Annotated in this window: 14 protein-coding genes; 10 read left to right on the top strand and 4 right to left on the bottom strand. The window is 72.4% G+C overall.

What is annotated here, in order from left to right:
- Nucleotides 1-155: 155 nt before the first annotated feature.
- The gene (locus ABZX40_RS03515; protein ID WP_355731349.1) at nt 156-626 is read right to left on the bottom strand and encodes a GNAT family N-acetyltransferase; all 471 of its coding nucleotides are present in this window, start codon (nt 624-626) and stop codon (nt 156-158) included.
- 108 nt (nt 627-734) lie between these two features.
- Here ABZX40_RS03515 and ABZX40_RS03510 point away from each other — a divergent pair, with 108 nt between their 5' ends.
- The 8 genes from ABZX40_RS03510 to ABZX40_RS03475 all read left to right on the top strand — a co-directional run bounded on the left by ABZX40_RS03510 (nt 735) and on the right by ABZX40_RS03475 (nt 9,283).
- A complete protein-coding gene (locus tag ABZX40_RS03510; RefSeq protein ID WP_355731351.1) occupies nt 735-1,736 on the top strand; it encodes an NADPH:quinone reductase in 1,002 nt (333 codons plus the stop codon).
- Nucleotides 1,737-1,791: 55 nt separating this feature from the next.
- Nucleotides 1,792-2,352: an SRPBCC family protein gene (locus tag ABZX40_RS03505; protein ID WP_355731353.1), complete on the top strand. Its 561-nt coding sequence runs from the start codon at nt 1,792-1,794 to the stop codon at nt 2,350-2,352.
- Nucleotides 2,353-2,389: 37 nt separating this feature from the next.
- Nucleotides 2,390-4,078, top strand: a complete 1,689-nt coding sequence (locus ABZX40_RS03500; RefSeq protein WP_355731355.1) for an AMP-binding protein — start codon at nt 2,390-2,392, stop codon at nt 4,076-4,078.
- 28 nt (nt 4,079-4,106) lie between these two features.
- Nucleotides 4,107-5,471, top strand: coding sequence for a nitrate/nitrite transporter (locus ABZX40_RS03495; protein ID WP_355731356.1), 1,365 nt, complete (start codon nt 4,107-4,109; stop codon nt 5,469-5,471).
- A gap of 251 nt (nt 5,472-5,722) precedes the next feature.
- On the top strand, nt 5,723-6,052 hold the full coding sequence (locus ABZX40_RS03490) for a hypothetical protein (protein ID WP_355731358.1): 330 nt from the start codon (nt 5,723-5,725) through the stop codon (nt 6,050-6,052).
- Nucleotides 6,053-6,077: 25 nt separating this feature from the next.
- Nucleotides 6,078-6,266: a hypothetical protein gene (locus tag ABZX40_RS03485; RefSeq protein WP_355731360.1), complete on the top strand. Its 189-nt coding sequence runs from the start codon at nt 6,078-6,080 to the stop codon at nt 6,264-6,266.
- A 218-nt stretch (nt 6,267-6,484) separates the two neighbouring features.
- Nucleotides 6,485-8,383, top strand: coding sequence for a helix-turn-helix domain-containing protein (locus ABZX40_RS03480; protein ID WP_355731362.1), 1,899 nt, complete (start codon nt 6,485-6,487; stop codon nt 8,381-8,383).
- 42 nt (nt 8,384-8,425) lie between these two features.
- A complete protein-coding gene (locus ABZX40_RS03475) occupies nt 8,426-9,283 on the top strand; it encodes a DMT family transporter (protein WP_355731364.1) in 858 nt (285 codons plus the stop codon).
- A gap of 10 nt (nt 9,284-9,293) precedes the next feature.
- Here ABZX40_RS03475 and ABZX40_RS03470 read toward each other — a convergent pair whose 3' ends face one another.
- The 3 genes from ABZX40_RS03470 to ABZX40_RS03460 form a co-directional block, all read right to left on the bottom strand.
- Nucleotides 9,294-9,779, bottom strand: a complete 486-nt coding sequence (locus tag ABZX40_RS03470) for a MarR family transcriptional regulator (protein ID WP_355731366.1) — start codon at nt 9,777-9,779, stop codon at nt 9,294-9,296.
- Entirely contained in the window at nt 9,763-11,769 is a 2,007-nt protein-coding gene (locus ABZX40_RS03465) for an MFS transporter (RefSeq protein WP_355731368.1), read from the bottom strand. The genes ABZX40_RS03470 and ABZX40_RS03465 overlap by 17 nt, the downstream gene beginning before the upstream one ends.
- A gap of 169 nt (nt 11,770-11,938) precedes the next feature.
- Nucleotides 11,939-12,712 carry a DUF3592 domain-containing protein gene (locus ABZX40_RS03460; protein ID WP_355731370.1) on the bottom strand — a complete coding sequence of 258 codons (774 nt, stop codon included), beginning with the start codon at nt 12,710-12,712 and terminating at the stop codon, nt 11,939-11,941.
- Nucleotides 12,713-12,864: 152 nt separating this feature from the next.
- Here ABZX40_RS03460 and ABZX40_RS03455 point away from each other — a divergent pair, with 152 nt between their 5' ends.
- Nucleotides 12,865-13,851 carry a hypothetical protein gene (locus tag ABZX40_RS03455; protein WP_355731372.1) on the top strand — a complete coding sequence of 329 codons (987 nt, stop codon included), beginning with the start codon at nt 12,865-12,867 and terminating at the stop codon, nt 13,849-13,851.
- Between the two features lie 93 nt (nt 13,852-13,944).
- Nucleotides 13,945-15,831: an HSP90 family protein gene (locus tag ABZX40_RS03450; RefSeq protein ID WP_355731374.1), complete on the top strand. Its 1,887-nt coding sequence runs from the start codon at nt 13,945-13,947 to the stop codon at nt 15,829-15,831.
- The last annotated feature ends 9 nt before the right edge of the window (nt 15,832-15,840 follow it).

The following is a 15,840-nucleotide window of genomic DNA, read 5'->3' as shown; positions in this document are numbered from 1 at the left end:
CCACGGCACCGGGTGGGCCCGTCCGACGCCGGACTTGTCCCGACGGCACCGGGTGGGCCCGTCCGACGCCGGACGTGTCCCCACCACACCAGCTGCGCCCGCCTGACGCCGGACTTCCCCCCACGACACAGCCGGCCGCCCCGCCCGGCGATGGCTCACGCCCGGCGTGGGCTTCTCGGGGCCGGGACCGGGGAGGGCAGGGGGCGGGAGAAGTGCAGGGCCGTGATGGCGAGGCCGCCGGCGTGGTAGAAGCGGTGGGCGCCATGGTTGGTGACCCCCGAATCCAGCTCGACCCGCTCGCAGCGGGCGGCGGTGCCGCGCCGCTCCAACTCCGCCGGCAGCCGCCCGCCGACACCCCGCCCGCGCGCCTCCGGGGCGGTCACCAGGTCGTCCACGAACAGCACCCGGCCCCGGCTGGTCGCCAGCACCCGATGGGTGGCGACCCCCAGACAGCCGCCGTCCGGACCGTGCACGGCGGTGACCACCAGCCCCTGTCCCTGGGCCTCGGCCATGAACTCCCGGAACGCCACCGCGCTCAGCCCGGGGCGCAGCACCCGGACGAGGGGAGCGACGTCGGACTCCATCCGGGGATCGGCGGGCACGATGTCCGAGAAGATCATGTCCATGACCGCAGGGTAGCCCCACGGCGGTCCCTCGTCCCACCCGTCCGGACCTGACACATCACCCCGCCGGTGGCAGACGCGCCCCCCATCCGCTTGCCAGAATCCGAGGCCATGTTCGCTGCGTACATCGAAGAGTTCGGTTCCCCCGACACGATCCGCTGGGGCGAACTGCCCGCACCGCGGCCCGGCCCGACCGATGTCCTGGTCGAGGTCGAGGTCGCCGCCGTCAACCATGTCGACACCTTCGTCCGCTCCGGCGCCTGGCGCACCCCCGTGCCGCTGCCCTTCGTCATCGGCCGCGATCTGGCCGGTACCGTCGCCGAGACCTCGCCGGGAGCCGTCGGCTTCCGGGTCGGGGACCGCGTCTGGTGCAACAGCATGGGCCACGCCGGGCGTTCGGGAGCCGCGGCCGAGCAGGTCGTCGTACCGGCCGACCGGCTCTACCATCTCCCGCCCGGCGTCGACCCCGCCGCCGCCGTCGCGGTGGCCCACCCGGCGGCCACCGCCCATCTCGCGCTGTTCACCCATGGCCGGGTGCGCGCCGGGGAGAGCGTGATCGTGCTGGGCGGCGGCGGCAACGTCGGCAGCGCCCTCACCCTGATGGCCGCGCGGGCCGGAGCCCGGGTCGTGGTCACCGCGAGCGCCCGGGACACCGAGCGCTGCCGGGCCCTCGGCGCCGAACGGGTCATCGACTACCGCGCCCCCGATGTCACCGCCCGGCTGCGGGACGCCTGTCCGGGCGGCGCCGACCTGTTCCTCGACACCTCCGGCGCCAACGATCTGGAGACCGCGCTGGACCTGCTCGCCCGGCGCGGCCGGATCGTGGTCCTCGCCGGGATGGGCACCCGGCCCGTCCTGCCCGCCGGGGCGCTCTACCTCAACGACCGCACGGTCACCGGCTTCGCCATCTCCCAGGCCACCGTCACCGAACTCGCCGACACCGCCGCCGGACTGAACCGGCTCCTCGCCGACGGCTCCCTGCGCCCGCCCGCGATCGTCCCGATGCCCCTCGACCGGGCCGCCGAGGCACACCGGCTGCTCGAATCCGGCCAGGTGCGCGGAAAGATCGTCCTGCACGCCACGCCGGAAATCAAAGCGCCCCAAGGGACCTGACGGACCCTGAGGCCATTCCTTGACCCGGCCCCCGGCGCACAGCAGGATTTTCGCCATGAGCGAATCACATGAATCGAGTGGGTCGATCGTCGACAACTCTCCGCTTTTCGAACTCGGTGCCGGAATTCATGTCGACGCCACCCCGCAGGAGGTCTACGCGGTGGTGAGCGATCTGACCCGCAGCTCCGAATGGAGCCCGGAATGCCTCGGCGGTGAATGGATCTCCGGCGAACCCGCCACCGTCGGCGCCGTGTTCCGCGGCGAGAATCTGCGCAGCGAGGAGGTCGTGGCCTGGGCGCCCCTCATCCGCGGCACCTGGCACACCGAGGCCAGGGTGGTCGCGGCCCGGCCCGGCAGCACCTTCCGCTGGATGATGCTCTCGCACGCCCAGGAGGAGCAGGAGTCGGTCTGGGGCTTCGACATGGCGGCCGACGGCGGCGGCAGCCGGCTCGTCCACCACTTCCGTATGGGCAAGGCGACCGCCGGAATCCGCAAGATTGTCGCGGACCTCGACGAGGCCGAGCGGGTGAAATTCATCAAGGAATGGACCGCCAAACTGGAATCCGACCTCGATGTGACGCTCAAGCGCATCAAGGACGTCATCGAAAAGCACTGAGTCCGGTCCTCGGTCAGCGGCGCGAAAAGGTGGGCACATGCTTCTGCAGCGCATAGGCAACAAGGGAATACGGCTGGGCACGCTGTTCGAGCGGGCGGCGGCGAAGAACCCGGCGAGTCTGGTGGTCCTCGACCACGATCTCGACATCGCCCCGGACTTCGCCCGCCGCTCCACCCTGTCCGAGGTGGCGTCCCTGGTGGACGACTTCGCCTCCCGGCTGTGGGCGGCACGGGTCCGCCCCGGCGAACGGGTCGTCGTCCACAAGAGCGACGGCTTCGACATCACCCTGCTCGCCTGCTCGGTGGTGCGCATCGGCGCCGTGCCCGTGCTGCTGTCGGCCAAGCTGGACGGCGCCACCGTCGCCGAACTGCTGCGCCGGGTCGACCGGCCGCATCTGATCACCGATCAGGCCAAGCTCGACGGCGAACTCCCCGAGGAGGTGTTCGCGCTCAGCGAGCAGGTCCTGCTGGCCTCCGGCGACCACCCCCGGGCCACCCCGCTGGCCAGCTACGCCGGGGTCAAGCGGGTCGAGGCGGTCACCATGGCCCCCGACCACCCCACCCTGATCACCCACACCTCTGGCACCACCGGAACCCCCAAACTCGCGGTGCACACCGGCCACACCTTCCAGGCCCGCTACCGCCCCCAGGCCACCGTCGCCCGCGCCATCGGCCGCGCCGAACCCGTCGCCGTGCATGTCTCCTTCGTGCACTCCCGGATGTTCACCGCGATGCCCATCGCGATCCTCCAGGGCCACCCCCTGATCATCCTCAAGGACGACGAACCCGAGTCCGTCGCCGAGCTGTTCTCGCAGGTGCCGCCCGGACTGATCGAGGCCCACCCCAACACCTTCCTGCGCTGGGAGGTACTGGCCGGCGACCCGCGCGGCCCGCTCGCCCACGTCAAGTGCTTCAGCTCCACCTTCGACGCCATCCACCCGCGCACCGTCCACAAGATGCTCGGCGCCTCCCGCCGCAGGTCCCGCTTCTTCTGCCAGATGTACGGGCAGAGCGAGGTCGGCCCGATCGCCGGGCGCACCTACTCCGTCAAGCGCGGCGCCGACGCCGACGGCCGCTGCGTCGGCTCGCCCTTCTACGGGATGACCGACGTCCGGGTGGTCAGCCGCGACGGCAAGCCGCCCACCAAGTCCTCACCCGGCTACATCGAGGTGCGCAGCGACGGACGGATCGTCACCTATCTCGGTGAGCACCCGCGCTGGCAGCAGCAGGTCAATGACGGCTGGTGGCGGATGGGTGACATCGGCTACCGCACCAAGTGGGGCTGTCTGCATCTGCTGGACCGCGAGGTGGACGAGATACCCGGCGTGGAATCCACCCTGGAGATCGAGGATCGGCTGTTCGCCCGGGTCGAGGACCTGGTCGAGGTCATCATCATCCCCGGCGCCGACGGCCGCCCCGTGCCGGTGGTGTGCACCCGGGACGACAAGCCGCTCGACCGGGTCGGCTGGCAGTCCGCCGTCGCCGGGCTGCCGCCGATGGCCGAGCCCGTGCAGTGGCGCCTTGAGGATCTGCCGCAGACCGCCACCACCAAGATCAAGCGCCTGGAACTGGCCCGCCGCCTCGCCGCGGGCCCCGCCACCGAAACGACGACCGACACGGCCACCGACACGGCCACCGAGGCCGGTACGCGGAACAGCGCCGACGCCGGTACGCGGGACAGCCCCGGGGCCCCCGCGCACGGCCCCGGCGAAGGCACCCCCGCATGACCACCCGCCACCCTCGGGCGGCGGCGACATGAGCCGCCGCCGCCCGTCCCACTGGATCGAGGACTGGGACCCCGAGGACACCCAGGCATGGGAACGCGGCAACGCCCGGATCGCCCGCCGCAATCTCACCCTGTCCGTCCTCTCCGAGCACATCGGCTTCTCCATCTGGTCCCTGTGGTCCGTGCTGGTCCTCTTCCTCACCCCCGAGAACGGATTCACCTTCACCGCCGGGGAGAAGTTCCTCCTGATCGCCGTGCCGACCCTGGTCGGCGCGGCGCTCCGGCTGCCCTACAGCCACGCCGTGACCCGCTTCGGCGGACGCGACTGGACCGTCTTCGCCTCCCTGGTCCTGCTCGTCCCCACCACCCTCGCCCTCTACGCCGTCCACCACCCCGGCGCCCCCCTGTGGCTGTTCCTGCTCGCCGGTGCCACCGCCGGGACCGGCGGCGGGAACTTCGCCTCCTCCATGACCAACATCACCACCTTCTTCCCCCGGCGGCGGCAGGGCTGGGCCCTCGGCCTCAACGCGGGCGGCGGCAACCTCGGCGTCGCCGTGATCCAGCTCGTCGGCCTGCTGGTCATCGCCACCGCGGGCGACACCCACCCCAGTTATGTCATCGCCGTCTATCTGCCGCTCATCGCGCTGGCCGGAGTCCTGGCCGCCTGGAAGATGGACAACGTCGACGCCGTACGCGGCGCCCCCGGCGCCCAGCGCGAGGCCCTCACCAGCCCCGACACCTGGTGGATCGCCCTGCTCTACATCGGCACCTTCGGCTCCTTCATCGGCTACGGCTTCGCCTTCGGCCTGGTCCTCCAGCACCAGTTCGGGGCCACCCCCCTCGAAGCGGCCACCTTCACCTTCCTCGGACCGCTCCTCGGCTCCTTCGCCCGTCCCGTCGGCGGCCGGCTCGCCGACCGGTTCGGCGGCGCCCGGGTCACCCTGTGGACCTTCCTCGCGATGGCCGCCGGTACCGGCGGGCTGCTCGCCGCGTCGGCGGGCGGCGGGTCCTTCGCCGGGTTCGTCGCCGCCTTCACCGCCCTGTTCGTGCTCAGCGGCCTCGGCAACGGATCGACGTACACGATGATCCCGGCCGTGTTCGCGCTGCGCGCCGAGCGCGAGGTGACCGACGGTCAGGACGCCGCCCGTGCGCTGGCCAGGGCGCGGCGGCTCTCCGGCGCGGTCATCGCCATCGCCGGTGCGGTCGGCGCGCTCGGCGGGGTCGCCATCAACCTCGCCTTCCGCGCGGCCGGCGGCTCCCTCGCCCCCGCCCTGTGGTCCTTCCTCGGCTACTACGCCCTGTGCATGCTCCTCACCTGGGCCGTCTACCTCAGGCGCCCACCCCGCCCGGCGGACCGGACGGCCCCCGCCCCCCGGCAGACCACCCGTGTCTGACCGCACGCCCACCCACTGCCCCTACTACGCCCTCCAGTACGCCGCCCTGCAAGGCCCCGACGGCACCCCCGCCCTGCTCACCACCCGGGACCGGCTCCGCTCCTCGGCCCGGCGCACACGGTGGCCGCCCTCGCCCGGCTCCACGACCACGCCCTGCCGGTCCGACGGGCCGCACCCCCTGCCCCACTTACCGCACCCTGCGCGACCTCGACGCGATCCGGGCCGCCGCCGTTCCCGGGCGGCCCGGCGTCGTGTTGGGCGGCGGACTGCCCGGCCTGGAGGCCGCCGGAGCCCTGCGCGCCCTCGGGACGCGCCCGCACCCGGTGGAACTCGCCCCGCGCCTGATGCCCCTCCAGACCGACGACGGCGTTCTCGACGACGGCACGGAACTCGCCCCCGAATCGGTCGCCCTCTCCGCCCTGGCCGCAGGCCCGCGCAGCCGCTTCCTCGCAGACGCCCACCGCCGCACCGCCGACCCGCACCGCCGACCCACGCTTTCGGGCCGTCGGCGACTGCGCCGCCGCACCGGACCCGTCCACCCGGCTGGGGCCGCTCGATGGGGAGCTGGCCAGTTTCGGTGACCTCCGGCCCGCCACCGAGGGGGCCGTGTCCCTGGCTCGATCCGACCACTCCCGCCGCACCGGCGCCCGGCGGGTCCCGGCGGCCGACGCCCGCACCCTGCTCGGCGGCGTGCTGGCGGGCGATGCCTCCGCCCACCCCGTGCTCCACAGTCTGATGGAACGTCAACTGTCCCTGACAACCGACCGGTTGCTATCCGAAACAAGGAGGAGCTGACGCGATTTCTTTCTCCGTTTCCCGGGTACTGTCCGTCTGCCGCATGTCCAAAAATCATGTAAAGTTCAAGCAAGATCGTATGGATATGTGCCGTGGTGAAGAACCATGAGGGCTCCTGGCGGGTGGGACCTGGCTCCCGCGGGTGGTGACCCAGGTGGGTGGTCACCGCGCACTCCTGGGACAAGAGCGGGCCGGGACCACGGGGGACGGAGCTCTTCATGGCGGCGATGACGGACGACTCGAACGCGGACGCACTGGCCGTACTCGAACTGCTGGCGGACGCGGCACCGGAGGAAGCGGTGGAGGGACTGGTCTCCGCCGCGCAGTCGGCGGGCGCGGGCACGGAGCGGTTACGCAGACTCAGAGGCGCCGAGCGCCTCGCGGCCCGGGTGCACGCCCGGTTCCGGCAGGCCGAGCGGCGCGAACTCGGTCTGAAGACCCTCGCCGAGTCCGCCCGCGATCTGATGCTCGCCGACGACCTCGGCGCCCTCCTGGACGTGCTCACCGCGCGCACCCGGCAACTGCTCATGGTCGACCTGGCCTTCGTCGCCCTCTTCGACGAGGGCGGCACCTCCGCCGCCGTCCGCAGCGTCGACGGAAACATCTCCAGCGCGCTCGTCGGGCTCCGGCTGCCCGCCGCGGCCCGGCTCGCCTCCAGCGCCCTGCCCGACTGCGCCCCCGTCTGGACCCTCGACAGCCTCGCCGACCCCGCCTTCAACCCCGACGAGACCACCGACGCGTTTCTGCGCCAGGAGGCCGTCACCACCATGCTCGCGGTGCCCCTCAGCCGCAAACACCGCATCGTCGGGGTGCTCTACGCCGCCCACCGCACCACCCGCCACCTCACCGTCGACGAGGTCTCCCTCGCCAACTCGCTCGGTGAACTCGCCATGGCCATGTACGACCGGCTGCGTGAACACGAGCGGATCGTCGCCGACTTCGCCGTCACCGAGCAGTTCACCGCCCGCGCCGAACGCGCCATGCGCGAACTGACCGACCTCACCACCATGCAGGACCGGATGATGGGCCGGCTGCTCAGCGGCATGGACCTCACCGCCTTCACCACCGAGATCGCCGGAGACCTCGCCGGGGCCCTGCGCATCTACACCCATGACGGCCGGGTCGTCGCCCGCGCGGGCGAGATGCCCGAGGCGTACGACGACAGCGCCGCCATCACCGAGGCCTGGACCTCCCGCGAGACCCGGCTGCTGGACGAGGGCGGCTGGGCCGTCCCCCTGTTCGCGGGCGACGAACCCCTCGGCACCCTCGTCCTGCACCCCGAGCGGCCCCTCGACGGTTTCCGCCGCCGCCAGCTCTCCCTGATGGCCCAGGCCGCCGGGGTGATGCTGATGGTGTTCGACGCCAAGGCCACCGTCCTCACCGCCCAGCGCAACGAACTCCTCACCGACCTCATCAGCAGCGACGGCCGCGCGGTCGGCCGCCTCGGCAACCGCGCCCACAACCTCGGCATCAACCTCAGCCTGCCCCATGTCGTCGTGGTCGCCCGCGAGGCCGACCGGGACGTCCAGGGTTTCTGGGCCGCCCAGTACTCCCGCCGGGTCGGCGGACTCTCCGCCACCTTCGAGGACACCACCGTCCTCATCCTCCCCGGCGAGAACGCCAGCCAGGCCGCCAAGACCGTCCACGAGGACCTGGTCCCGCTGGCCGGCGGTGAGGTGACCGTCGCCGCCGCCGGACCCACCCGCGGGCTGGACACCGTCCGGGACATCTATCTGGAGGCCCGCCGCTGCCTGGACGCCATGGGTGTCCTCGGCGCCACCGGAAGCGCCGGCTCCGCCCGTGACATGGGCTTCCTCGGCCTGCTCCTCTCCGACGAACGCGACACCGAGGGCTTCGTCCGCTCCGTCCTCGGCCCCGTCATCGACTACGACTCCGAACGCCGGACGGGCCTGATCCCGACCCTGGAGGCGTACTACGCCATGGGCGGCTCACCCACCTACGCGGCCCGGATGCTGCACGTCCACCGCAACACCGTCGAACGCCGGCTGGAGCGGATCACGGAGATGCTCGGCCCCACCTGGCAGCAGGCCGACCGCGCCCTGGAGATCCAGCTCGCCCTGCGCATCCGGCGGATGCGGGAGGCACTGAAGCAGTAGCACCCCGGGGCGTGGGGCGCGGCGGCGGGGCATGGTGGACCCATGATGCCGCTGGCCGTGCTCTTCGCCGTGCTCGGCGCCCTGAGCAACGCGGTGGGCACCGCCTTCCAGCGCAAGGCCGCCGCCACCGTCTCCAAGGGCGGCGGCCTCGGCCTGCTCCGCGCCCTCGCGCGCCGCCCGGCCTGGGGCATCGGCATCCTGGCGGTCACCGGGGCGGCCCTCTTCCAGGCACTGGCCCTGCTCAACGGGCCCATGGCGCTGGTCCAGCCGCTGTTCATCCTGGAACTGCCCTTCGCCCTGCTGATCGCCATCCCCCTGCTGCACCGCCGACTGAACCGGGAGGGCTGGTGGGCGGTCGGCGCCATGGTCGCCGGGCTGACCCTGCTGCTCGCCGCCGCCGCCCCCGAGGGCACCCGCCAGCAGGCGCCGATGGCCCGCTGGATCCCGGTGCTGCTGCTCACCCTGGGCGCGATCACGGCCGCCGTCCTGCTGGTCCGCTCCACGTCCTCCCCGCTGCTGCGGGCCGCCGTCCTCGCGAGCGCCGCCGCCATCGGCAACGCCGTGACCGCCGCCCTGATGAAATCCGCCACCGGCCGCTTCGCCGACGCCGGACTCACCGCCTTCCTCACCACCTGGCAGACCTACGGCTTCGCCCTCACCGGCATCGCCGCCCTCCTCCTGCTGGAGAACGCCCTCCAGGCCGGACCCCTCGCCGCTTCCCAGCCCGCCCTGACCATCGGCGACGCCGCCGTCAGCCTGCTGCTGGGCGTCTTCCTCTTCGACGAGAGCGTCCGCACCGGCTGGTGGCTCCTGCCGGAGGCCCTCGGCGTCGCCCTGATCGTGGGCGGCGTCCTGCGCCTGACCCGGGTGGTGCCGCACCTCGCCGAGATCGCGCACTGACCCGGACCGCTCAGCCGCGACCCGCCGGAGGACGCCGGCACCGGGCCTGCTGGGCGAGCGCCTCCAGCGCGGGCAGCGCCTCCCGCAGCAACCCGCGCGGCCCCTCGTCCAGCAGGGCGATCTCCTGCGCCAGCGCCCCGGTGATCTCCGTCCGCGCCGCCCGCAGCACCGACCGCCCCTCGTCGCTCAGCGACAGCAGACTCGCCCGCTGGTCCTTCGGGTCCGGGCTGCGCCCGACCCACCCGGCCGCCACCAGCAACTCCACCATCCGCGACGCCGTGGACACCGTGATCCCCATCCGCGCGGCCAGCTCACCGATCCGTACGGGGCTCACCTCGTCGATCACACTGAGCGCGGCGAGCCGGCTGGGGGTGAGACCGGGGTGGGTGCGCTGCCCGCCCCGCAGCAGCGGCCCCAGATACTGGATCGCGATCCGCAGCCGCCCGGCCAGTTCCTCGTCACCGGGGGTGCGGGCGGGCTCATCGGGGGCGGTCATCACGCGACTCCTCACCCGGCGGCGCGACCCGGACCCGGCCCACCACGGACGGCGACGAGCCGTCACCGCCCCCGGCGGGCGCAGGCTCTCCGGTGCCGGTGACCTTCCCGGTCGCAACCTGCTTCCGGATCCTGGTCCCGCTGCTGATGTCGGTGCCGGTGCCGGTCCCGGTGCCGGTGACCTGTCCGGCGGGGCCCCGCTCCCCGGCTCCGGTCACGGCACGCCCACCGTCACTGTCACCGTCCGCCCCGGTCAAGGTCCGGCCGCCCCCGGCCCCGCCCCCGTCCTCGTACACATACTTGCCGCCCCGCAGCAGCGAGGCCAGCGCGGCGATCACGCAGGCGGCGATGGCGAAGGCGAACGCCACCGACAGCCCGTCACGGAACGGCGCCGAGATCAGCTGCGGGAAGAACTCCCGCCCCGACAGAAACGCGGCGTTCCCGCCCGGCAGCCGATCGAGGACCTGACTCCCGAGCAGGGTCTGCACCGGGTTGTAGCCCAGCAGCGACGCGAAGAGCACCCCGACCGGCGGCAGCGCGGCCACCCGGGCGGCGTCGGCCGCGGGCACCCCCTGTGCGGTCAGCCCCTGGTGCAGCGCGCCCGGCAGGGAACTCGCCAGCCCCGCGATCATCAGCGAGAAGAACACCCCGATGGACAGCACCATCGCCGAGTTCTGGAAGGTCGCGCTGATACCCGCGCCGACCCCGCGCTGGTCCGGCGGCAGGCTGTTCATGATGGCGGCCCGGTTGGGCGCGGCGAACAGCCCCATGCCGATCCCGTTGAGCAGCAGGATCGCGGCGAAGTAGGGGTAGGAGAAGTCGACCGGCAGCACCTCCAGCGCACCGAAGGTGGCCGCCGCGAGCAGCATCCCGCCGGTGGCGAAGAGCCGCGCCCCGAACCGGTCCGAGGCCCAGCCGGAGACCGGTCCGGCGATCAGGAAGCCGACGGTCAGCGGCAGCATGTAGATACCGGCCCAGAGCGGGGTCTCGGCGAAGCTGTAGCCGTGCCGGGGCAGCCAGATGCCCTGGAGCCAGATGATCAGGATGAACATCAGCCCGCCCCGCCCGAGCGAGGCCAGCAGCCCGGCCACATTGCCCGCCGTGAAGGCCCGGATCCGGAAGAGACCGAGCCGGAACAGCGGTGCGGCCACCTTCGTCTCGATCACGCAGAACACCACCAGCATGGCGAGGCCGCCGCCGATGGCCCCGAGCACCGCCGGATTGGTCCAGCCCATGGGATGGCCGCCGTACGGCTGGATCCCGTAGGTGATTCCGGCCAGGACCGCGATCAGGCCGATCGCGAAGGTGGCGTTGCCCCACCAGTCCAACTGGGCGGGCGCCCGGACCCCCTGGTCCGTCAGCTTGAGATACGCCCACACCGTGCCGAACAGCCCGAACGGTACCGACACCAGGAACACCAGCCGCCATTCGACCGGGCCCAGCAGCCCGCCGAGCAGCAGTCCGAGGAAGGACCCCGCGATGGCGGCGACCTGGTTCAGCCCCAGCGCCAGCCCGCGCCGCTCCGCCGGGAAGGCGTCGGTGAGGATGGCGCTGGAGTTCGCCATCAGCATGGCCCCGCCGACCCCCTGGAAGACCCGCATCGCGATCAGCCAGAGCGCCCCGGCCGTGCCGTGCATCCAGGTCACCGAGAGCAGAACGGAGAAGAGGGTGAAGACGGCGAATCCCGCGTTGTACATCCGGGTGCGGCCGTACATGTCACCGAGCCGTCCGAAGGTGACCACCAGTACGGCGGTCACCACGAGATAGCTCATGATCAGCCAGAGCAGCAGCCCGGTGTTCCCCGGCTCCAGCGGATCGACGCCGATGCCCCGGAAGATGTCCGGGAGGGCGATCAGCATGATCGACATATTGATGGAGGCCATCAGCACACCGAGGGTGGTGTTCGAGAGGGCGATCCACCGGTACCGGGGACCCGGCTCCCGGCCCGCCCTCCGACGGGCGGCCGGTACCGCGGCGGGGACCTCGCTCATCCCCATGAAGATCACTTCCAGTGGGGGGTTGGGAGTATCGGGTAGCTATTGGTCGTTACCGGGAATTACTAGTTACTTTCCTGATTTATTTGTATTCCCACAACCAATCTAATCCTCGAACGGCGCCAGGGCCACCGCGACCGGACAGGGCCCCACCCCGCACCCACCCTCACTCCACCAGCACCCCGAACACCATCACTGCCCCCAGCCCCAGCAGGAACAGCCCGCCCAGCGTGAGGATCACCAGCTTGCCCAGCAGCGCCACCAGGGCGACCTGCGAGGCGGCCCGATCGGGGTGGCGGGGATCGTAGGCCACCTCGATCGCGGAGGCGTTCAGCCGGCTCCGGTACTCGTGCTCACGGCCCTCGACATCCGTGTAGACATAACGCGTCGTCTTCTTGCTGACCCGGCCCACCGAGTAGGCCGGTACGACGATCCCGCGCCCCCGCAGAATCGTCCGGCGCACCACGTCGTGCACGGCTGTGCCGGCCATCGCCAACCCCATGACCAGCGGGAACACCCCGATGATCACCCCGAGGACCCGGGAGCCATGGGTGGCGCCCACCCAGCCCGCGTACCCGAGGTACCCGAGGGGCACCGCCCACAGCAGGACGCGCACCAGCCGCTGCCCCGTCTCCCGGGGCAGGGTGGTGGTGCGGGTGAGCGCACTGCCCCTCGGGTCGGGCCGCTCGGGCTGCGCGGCGGCCAGCGCGGTCACGAACGCGGCCGTGGCACTGGGATTTCCGCCCTCCACGCGATGGGTGACACCGTCGGTGAGGGTGATCACGACGGTCTGCGGGCCGTCGGTGCCGACGCCCCCGACGGCGGCGAAGGGGATGTGCAGCAGTTGTCTGCGCCGGGTGAGCCGGATGCCGTCGGTGTCGAGCGCCGCGGTGACACCCCGTCCGGGCAGGATCTGGGCGGGTACGCCGGAAGTGACCATGACAGCTTTGACCTGTGGGGGACACCAAAGGTTGCACAGCGCGCGCCAGGTCCGTCGGCCCGCCCGCATTCCTCGATATCCCGTGGCGGGAGTGTCCCCGCCACCGTCTATGCTGCGCGGACGATCAAGCGGTTCCAGGGGAGGGACAGGGCGTGTTGGGCAAGTTGTTCGGGAGAGACGGGGCCGGACCCGAGGCGGATCCGTACGCCCTGCCCGTCCCCAGGATCCGCCGGAGCGGGATGTACCCGGTGCGCGCCCTCGGCGACACCCGGGTGCTCGCGCTGGTTCAGGCCGCCGAGGAGGGTGACTGGGAGGGCATCAAGGAGGCAGCCGCGCCCTTCGACCTCGGCCGCGACCACCGTGTCCTGGGCGAACTCTGCGATGTCGAGGGCCTGGAGGAGTGGATCGGCCGGCCCATCCGACGGGACGCGGAGCACCGGGCCACAGCCCTGCTGATCTCCGGCCTCCGCCATGTCACCTGGGGCTGGGAGGCCCGCACCGGCGCCCGCGCGAACCATGTCACCCAGGAGCAGTGGAAGACCTTCTACGAGCGGCTGCGCATCGCCGAGGAACACCTGCTGGAGGCCGCCGAGTTGCGGCCCGACTGGGTCACCCCCTGGCGTCAGCTCCTCACCTCGGGCCGCGGGATGTCGGTGGGCCCCGCGATCCAGGAGACCCGGCTCGCCGCCGCCCTGCGCCGCGCCCCGCTGGATCTGGAGATCCATGTCGAGCGGGTCTCCCAGTTGCAGCCCCGGTGGGGCGGGGAGCCCGGCGAGGCCCTGGCCTACGCCCGAGAGGTGTTCGCGGCGGCGCCGGACGGGGACCGCCTCGGCTGTCTGATCGCCATGGCCCACATCGAGGACTGGGTGGAGTCGGACGAGCAGAACTGCCTGGACACCCCCGAGATCCAGCGGGAACTGCGGGACGCGGCCCGGCGCAGCATCCTCCACCCCGACCACCGGCGGACCCCGGGCTGGCAGCACGACTTCAACATCTTCGCCATGGCCCTGTCGCTGGCCTCGGAGAGCGCGGTGTGCCCGCGCGTCTTCCATGAACTGGGCGGCGCCTACACCGAGTGGCCCTGGAAGTACATGGCGGATCCCGAGAAGGCGTACACCCGCTTCCGCCGCACCGCCTGACACCGGCGCGGAGAAGGCGTACGCCCATCCCCGCCGCCGGGCCCGGCACCGGCGCCCCCTCACCCACCCCGCCCTCCCACCCCGGACTGCCCGATGACTCTGCCCGACACCGCCGCCACCCCGCCGCCCGGCGCCGACCGCACGTTCCAGGTGGACCTGCGCGGCCTGGTCGACCTCCTCTCCCACCACCTCTACTCCAGCCCCCGGGTCTATCTGCGCGAACTCCTCCAGAACGCGGTGGACGCGCTGACCGCCCGGCAGACCCTCGAACCGGCCGCCCCCGCCGGTACCTTCGGCATCCGGCTGACCGCGGACGGCTCGCTCGTCCGGGTCGAGGACGACGGCGTGGGACTCACCGAGGCCGATGTCCACACCTTCCTCGCCACCATCGGCCGCAGCAGCAAACGGGCCACGGCCACCCCTCAGGCCGGGCCCGTCCCGGGCTGGGGCGCGCTCGCCGAGCAACGCGCCGACTTCATCGGCCAGTTCGGCATCGGTCTGCTGTCCTGCTTCCTCGTCGCCGACGAGATCCATGTCCTCAGCCGCTCCGCCCGCACCCCCGACGCGCCCGCCGTGGAATGGCGGGGCCGGGGCGACGGCAGTTACTCCGTGCGCACCCTGCCCGCCTCGGCGCGGCCCCGCCCCGGCACCACCGTCACCCTCACCCCGCGCGCGGACACGGGGGAGTGGACGAAACCCGCCAAGGTGCACGCACTGGCCCGGCACTTCGGCTCCCTGCTGCGCCACCCGGTGACCTTCGACGACGGCGGCAGCGGCCCCGCCTCCGTCGTCAACCCCGAACCCGCGCCCTGGTCCCGCGCCCACCCCACCCCGGGCGCCCGCTCCCGGGCCCTGGCCGCCTACGGGGAGCAGGTCTTCGGGTTCCGGCCGCTGGACACCGTCGAACTCGACCTCCCGGCGGTGGGGCTGAAGGGCATCGCCTGTGTCCTGCCGGAGGCGGTACCGGCCGGGCGCCGCCATGGCCACCGGGTCCATGTGAAGGGCATGCTGCTGTCCGAGCAGGCCGAGGAGATCCTGCCCGACTGGGCGTTCTTCGTCCGCTGTGTCATCGACGCCGAGAGCCTGCGGCCGACGGCGTCCCGCGAGTCCCTGTACGAGGACGAGACCCTCGCCGCGGTGCGTGACGCCCTCGCCGCGACACTGCGCGACTGGATCTCCCGGACCGCGGCCAGCGACCCGGATCTGCTCGGCCGCTTCCTCCAGGCCCACCATCTGGCGGTCAAGTCGCTCGCGGTGCACGACGACGAGATCCTGCGGATGCTGCTGCCCTGGCTGCCGTTCGAGACCACCGACGGCCACACCACCCTGGACGAGTTCGCCCGCGCCCACCGCACCGTGCTGGTCACCTCCAGCGTGGAGGAGTTCCGGCAGGTCGCGGCCATCGCGTCGGCCGCCGGACTCGGCGTCGTCAACGGCGGTTACACCTACGACCGGGACCTGGTCCACCGGCTGCCCGAGATCCGGCCCGAGGCCACCGTCGCCGACCTGGACCCGGCGACCCTCACCGCCCATCTCGACCCGGTCGACCGGGAGACGGAACTCGCCGCCACCGCCTATCTCGAACAGGCCCGCGAGGCGCTCGCCGTCTTCGACTGCGATGTCGCCCTGCGCACCTTCCAGCCCGCCTCCGCCCCGGCCCTGCTCCTCGACAACCGCGAGGCCCGGCACGAACGCACCCGCTCCCAGCTCGCCCGGGAACAGCAGGGCGGCGTATGGGGTGACATCCTCGGCGCACTGCGCCAGGAGGCACCGCGCGCCCAGCTCATCCTGAACCAGCTCAACCCCCTGGTCCGCGCCGCCGTCGCCATCGACACCCACGAACTGGCCCGCACCAGCGCCGAAGCCCTCTACGGGCAGGCCGCGATGCTGTCCCGGCGCCCGCTGCGGCCCGCCGAGTCGAGCCTCATCAACCGCTCCTTCCTCGAACTTCTCGCCCACGCCCTCCGCAAGGACGGCTGAGGACAGCCA

This window comes from Streptomyces sp. NPDC004610 (assembly GCF_040609715.1).
In the GTDB taxonomy this organism is placed as follows: domain Bacteria; phylum Actinomycetota; class Actinomycetes; order Streptomycetales; family Streptomycetaceae; genus Streptomyces.
This window is presented reverse-complemented; position numbering and strand designations above follow the sequence as displayed.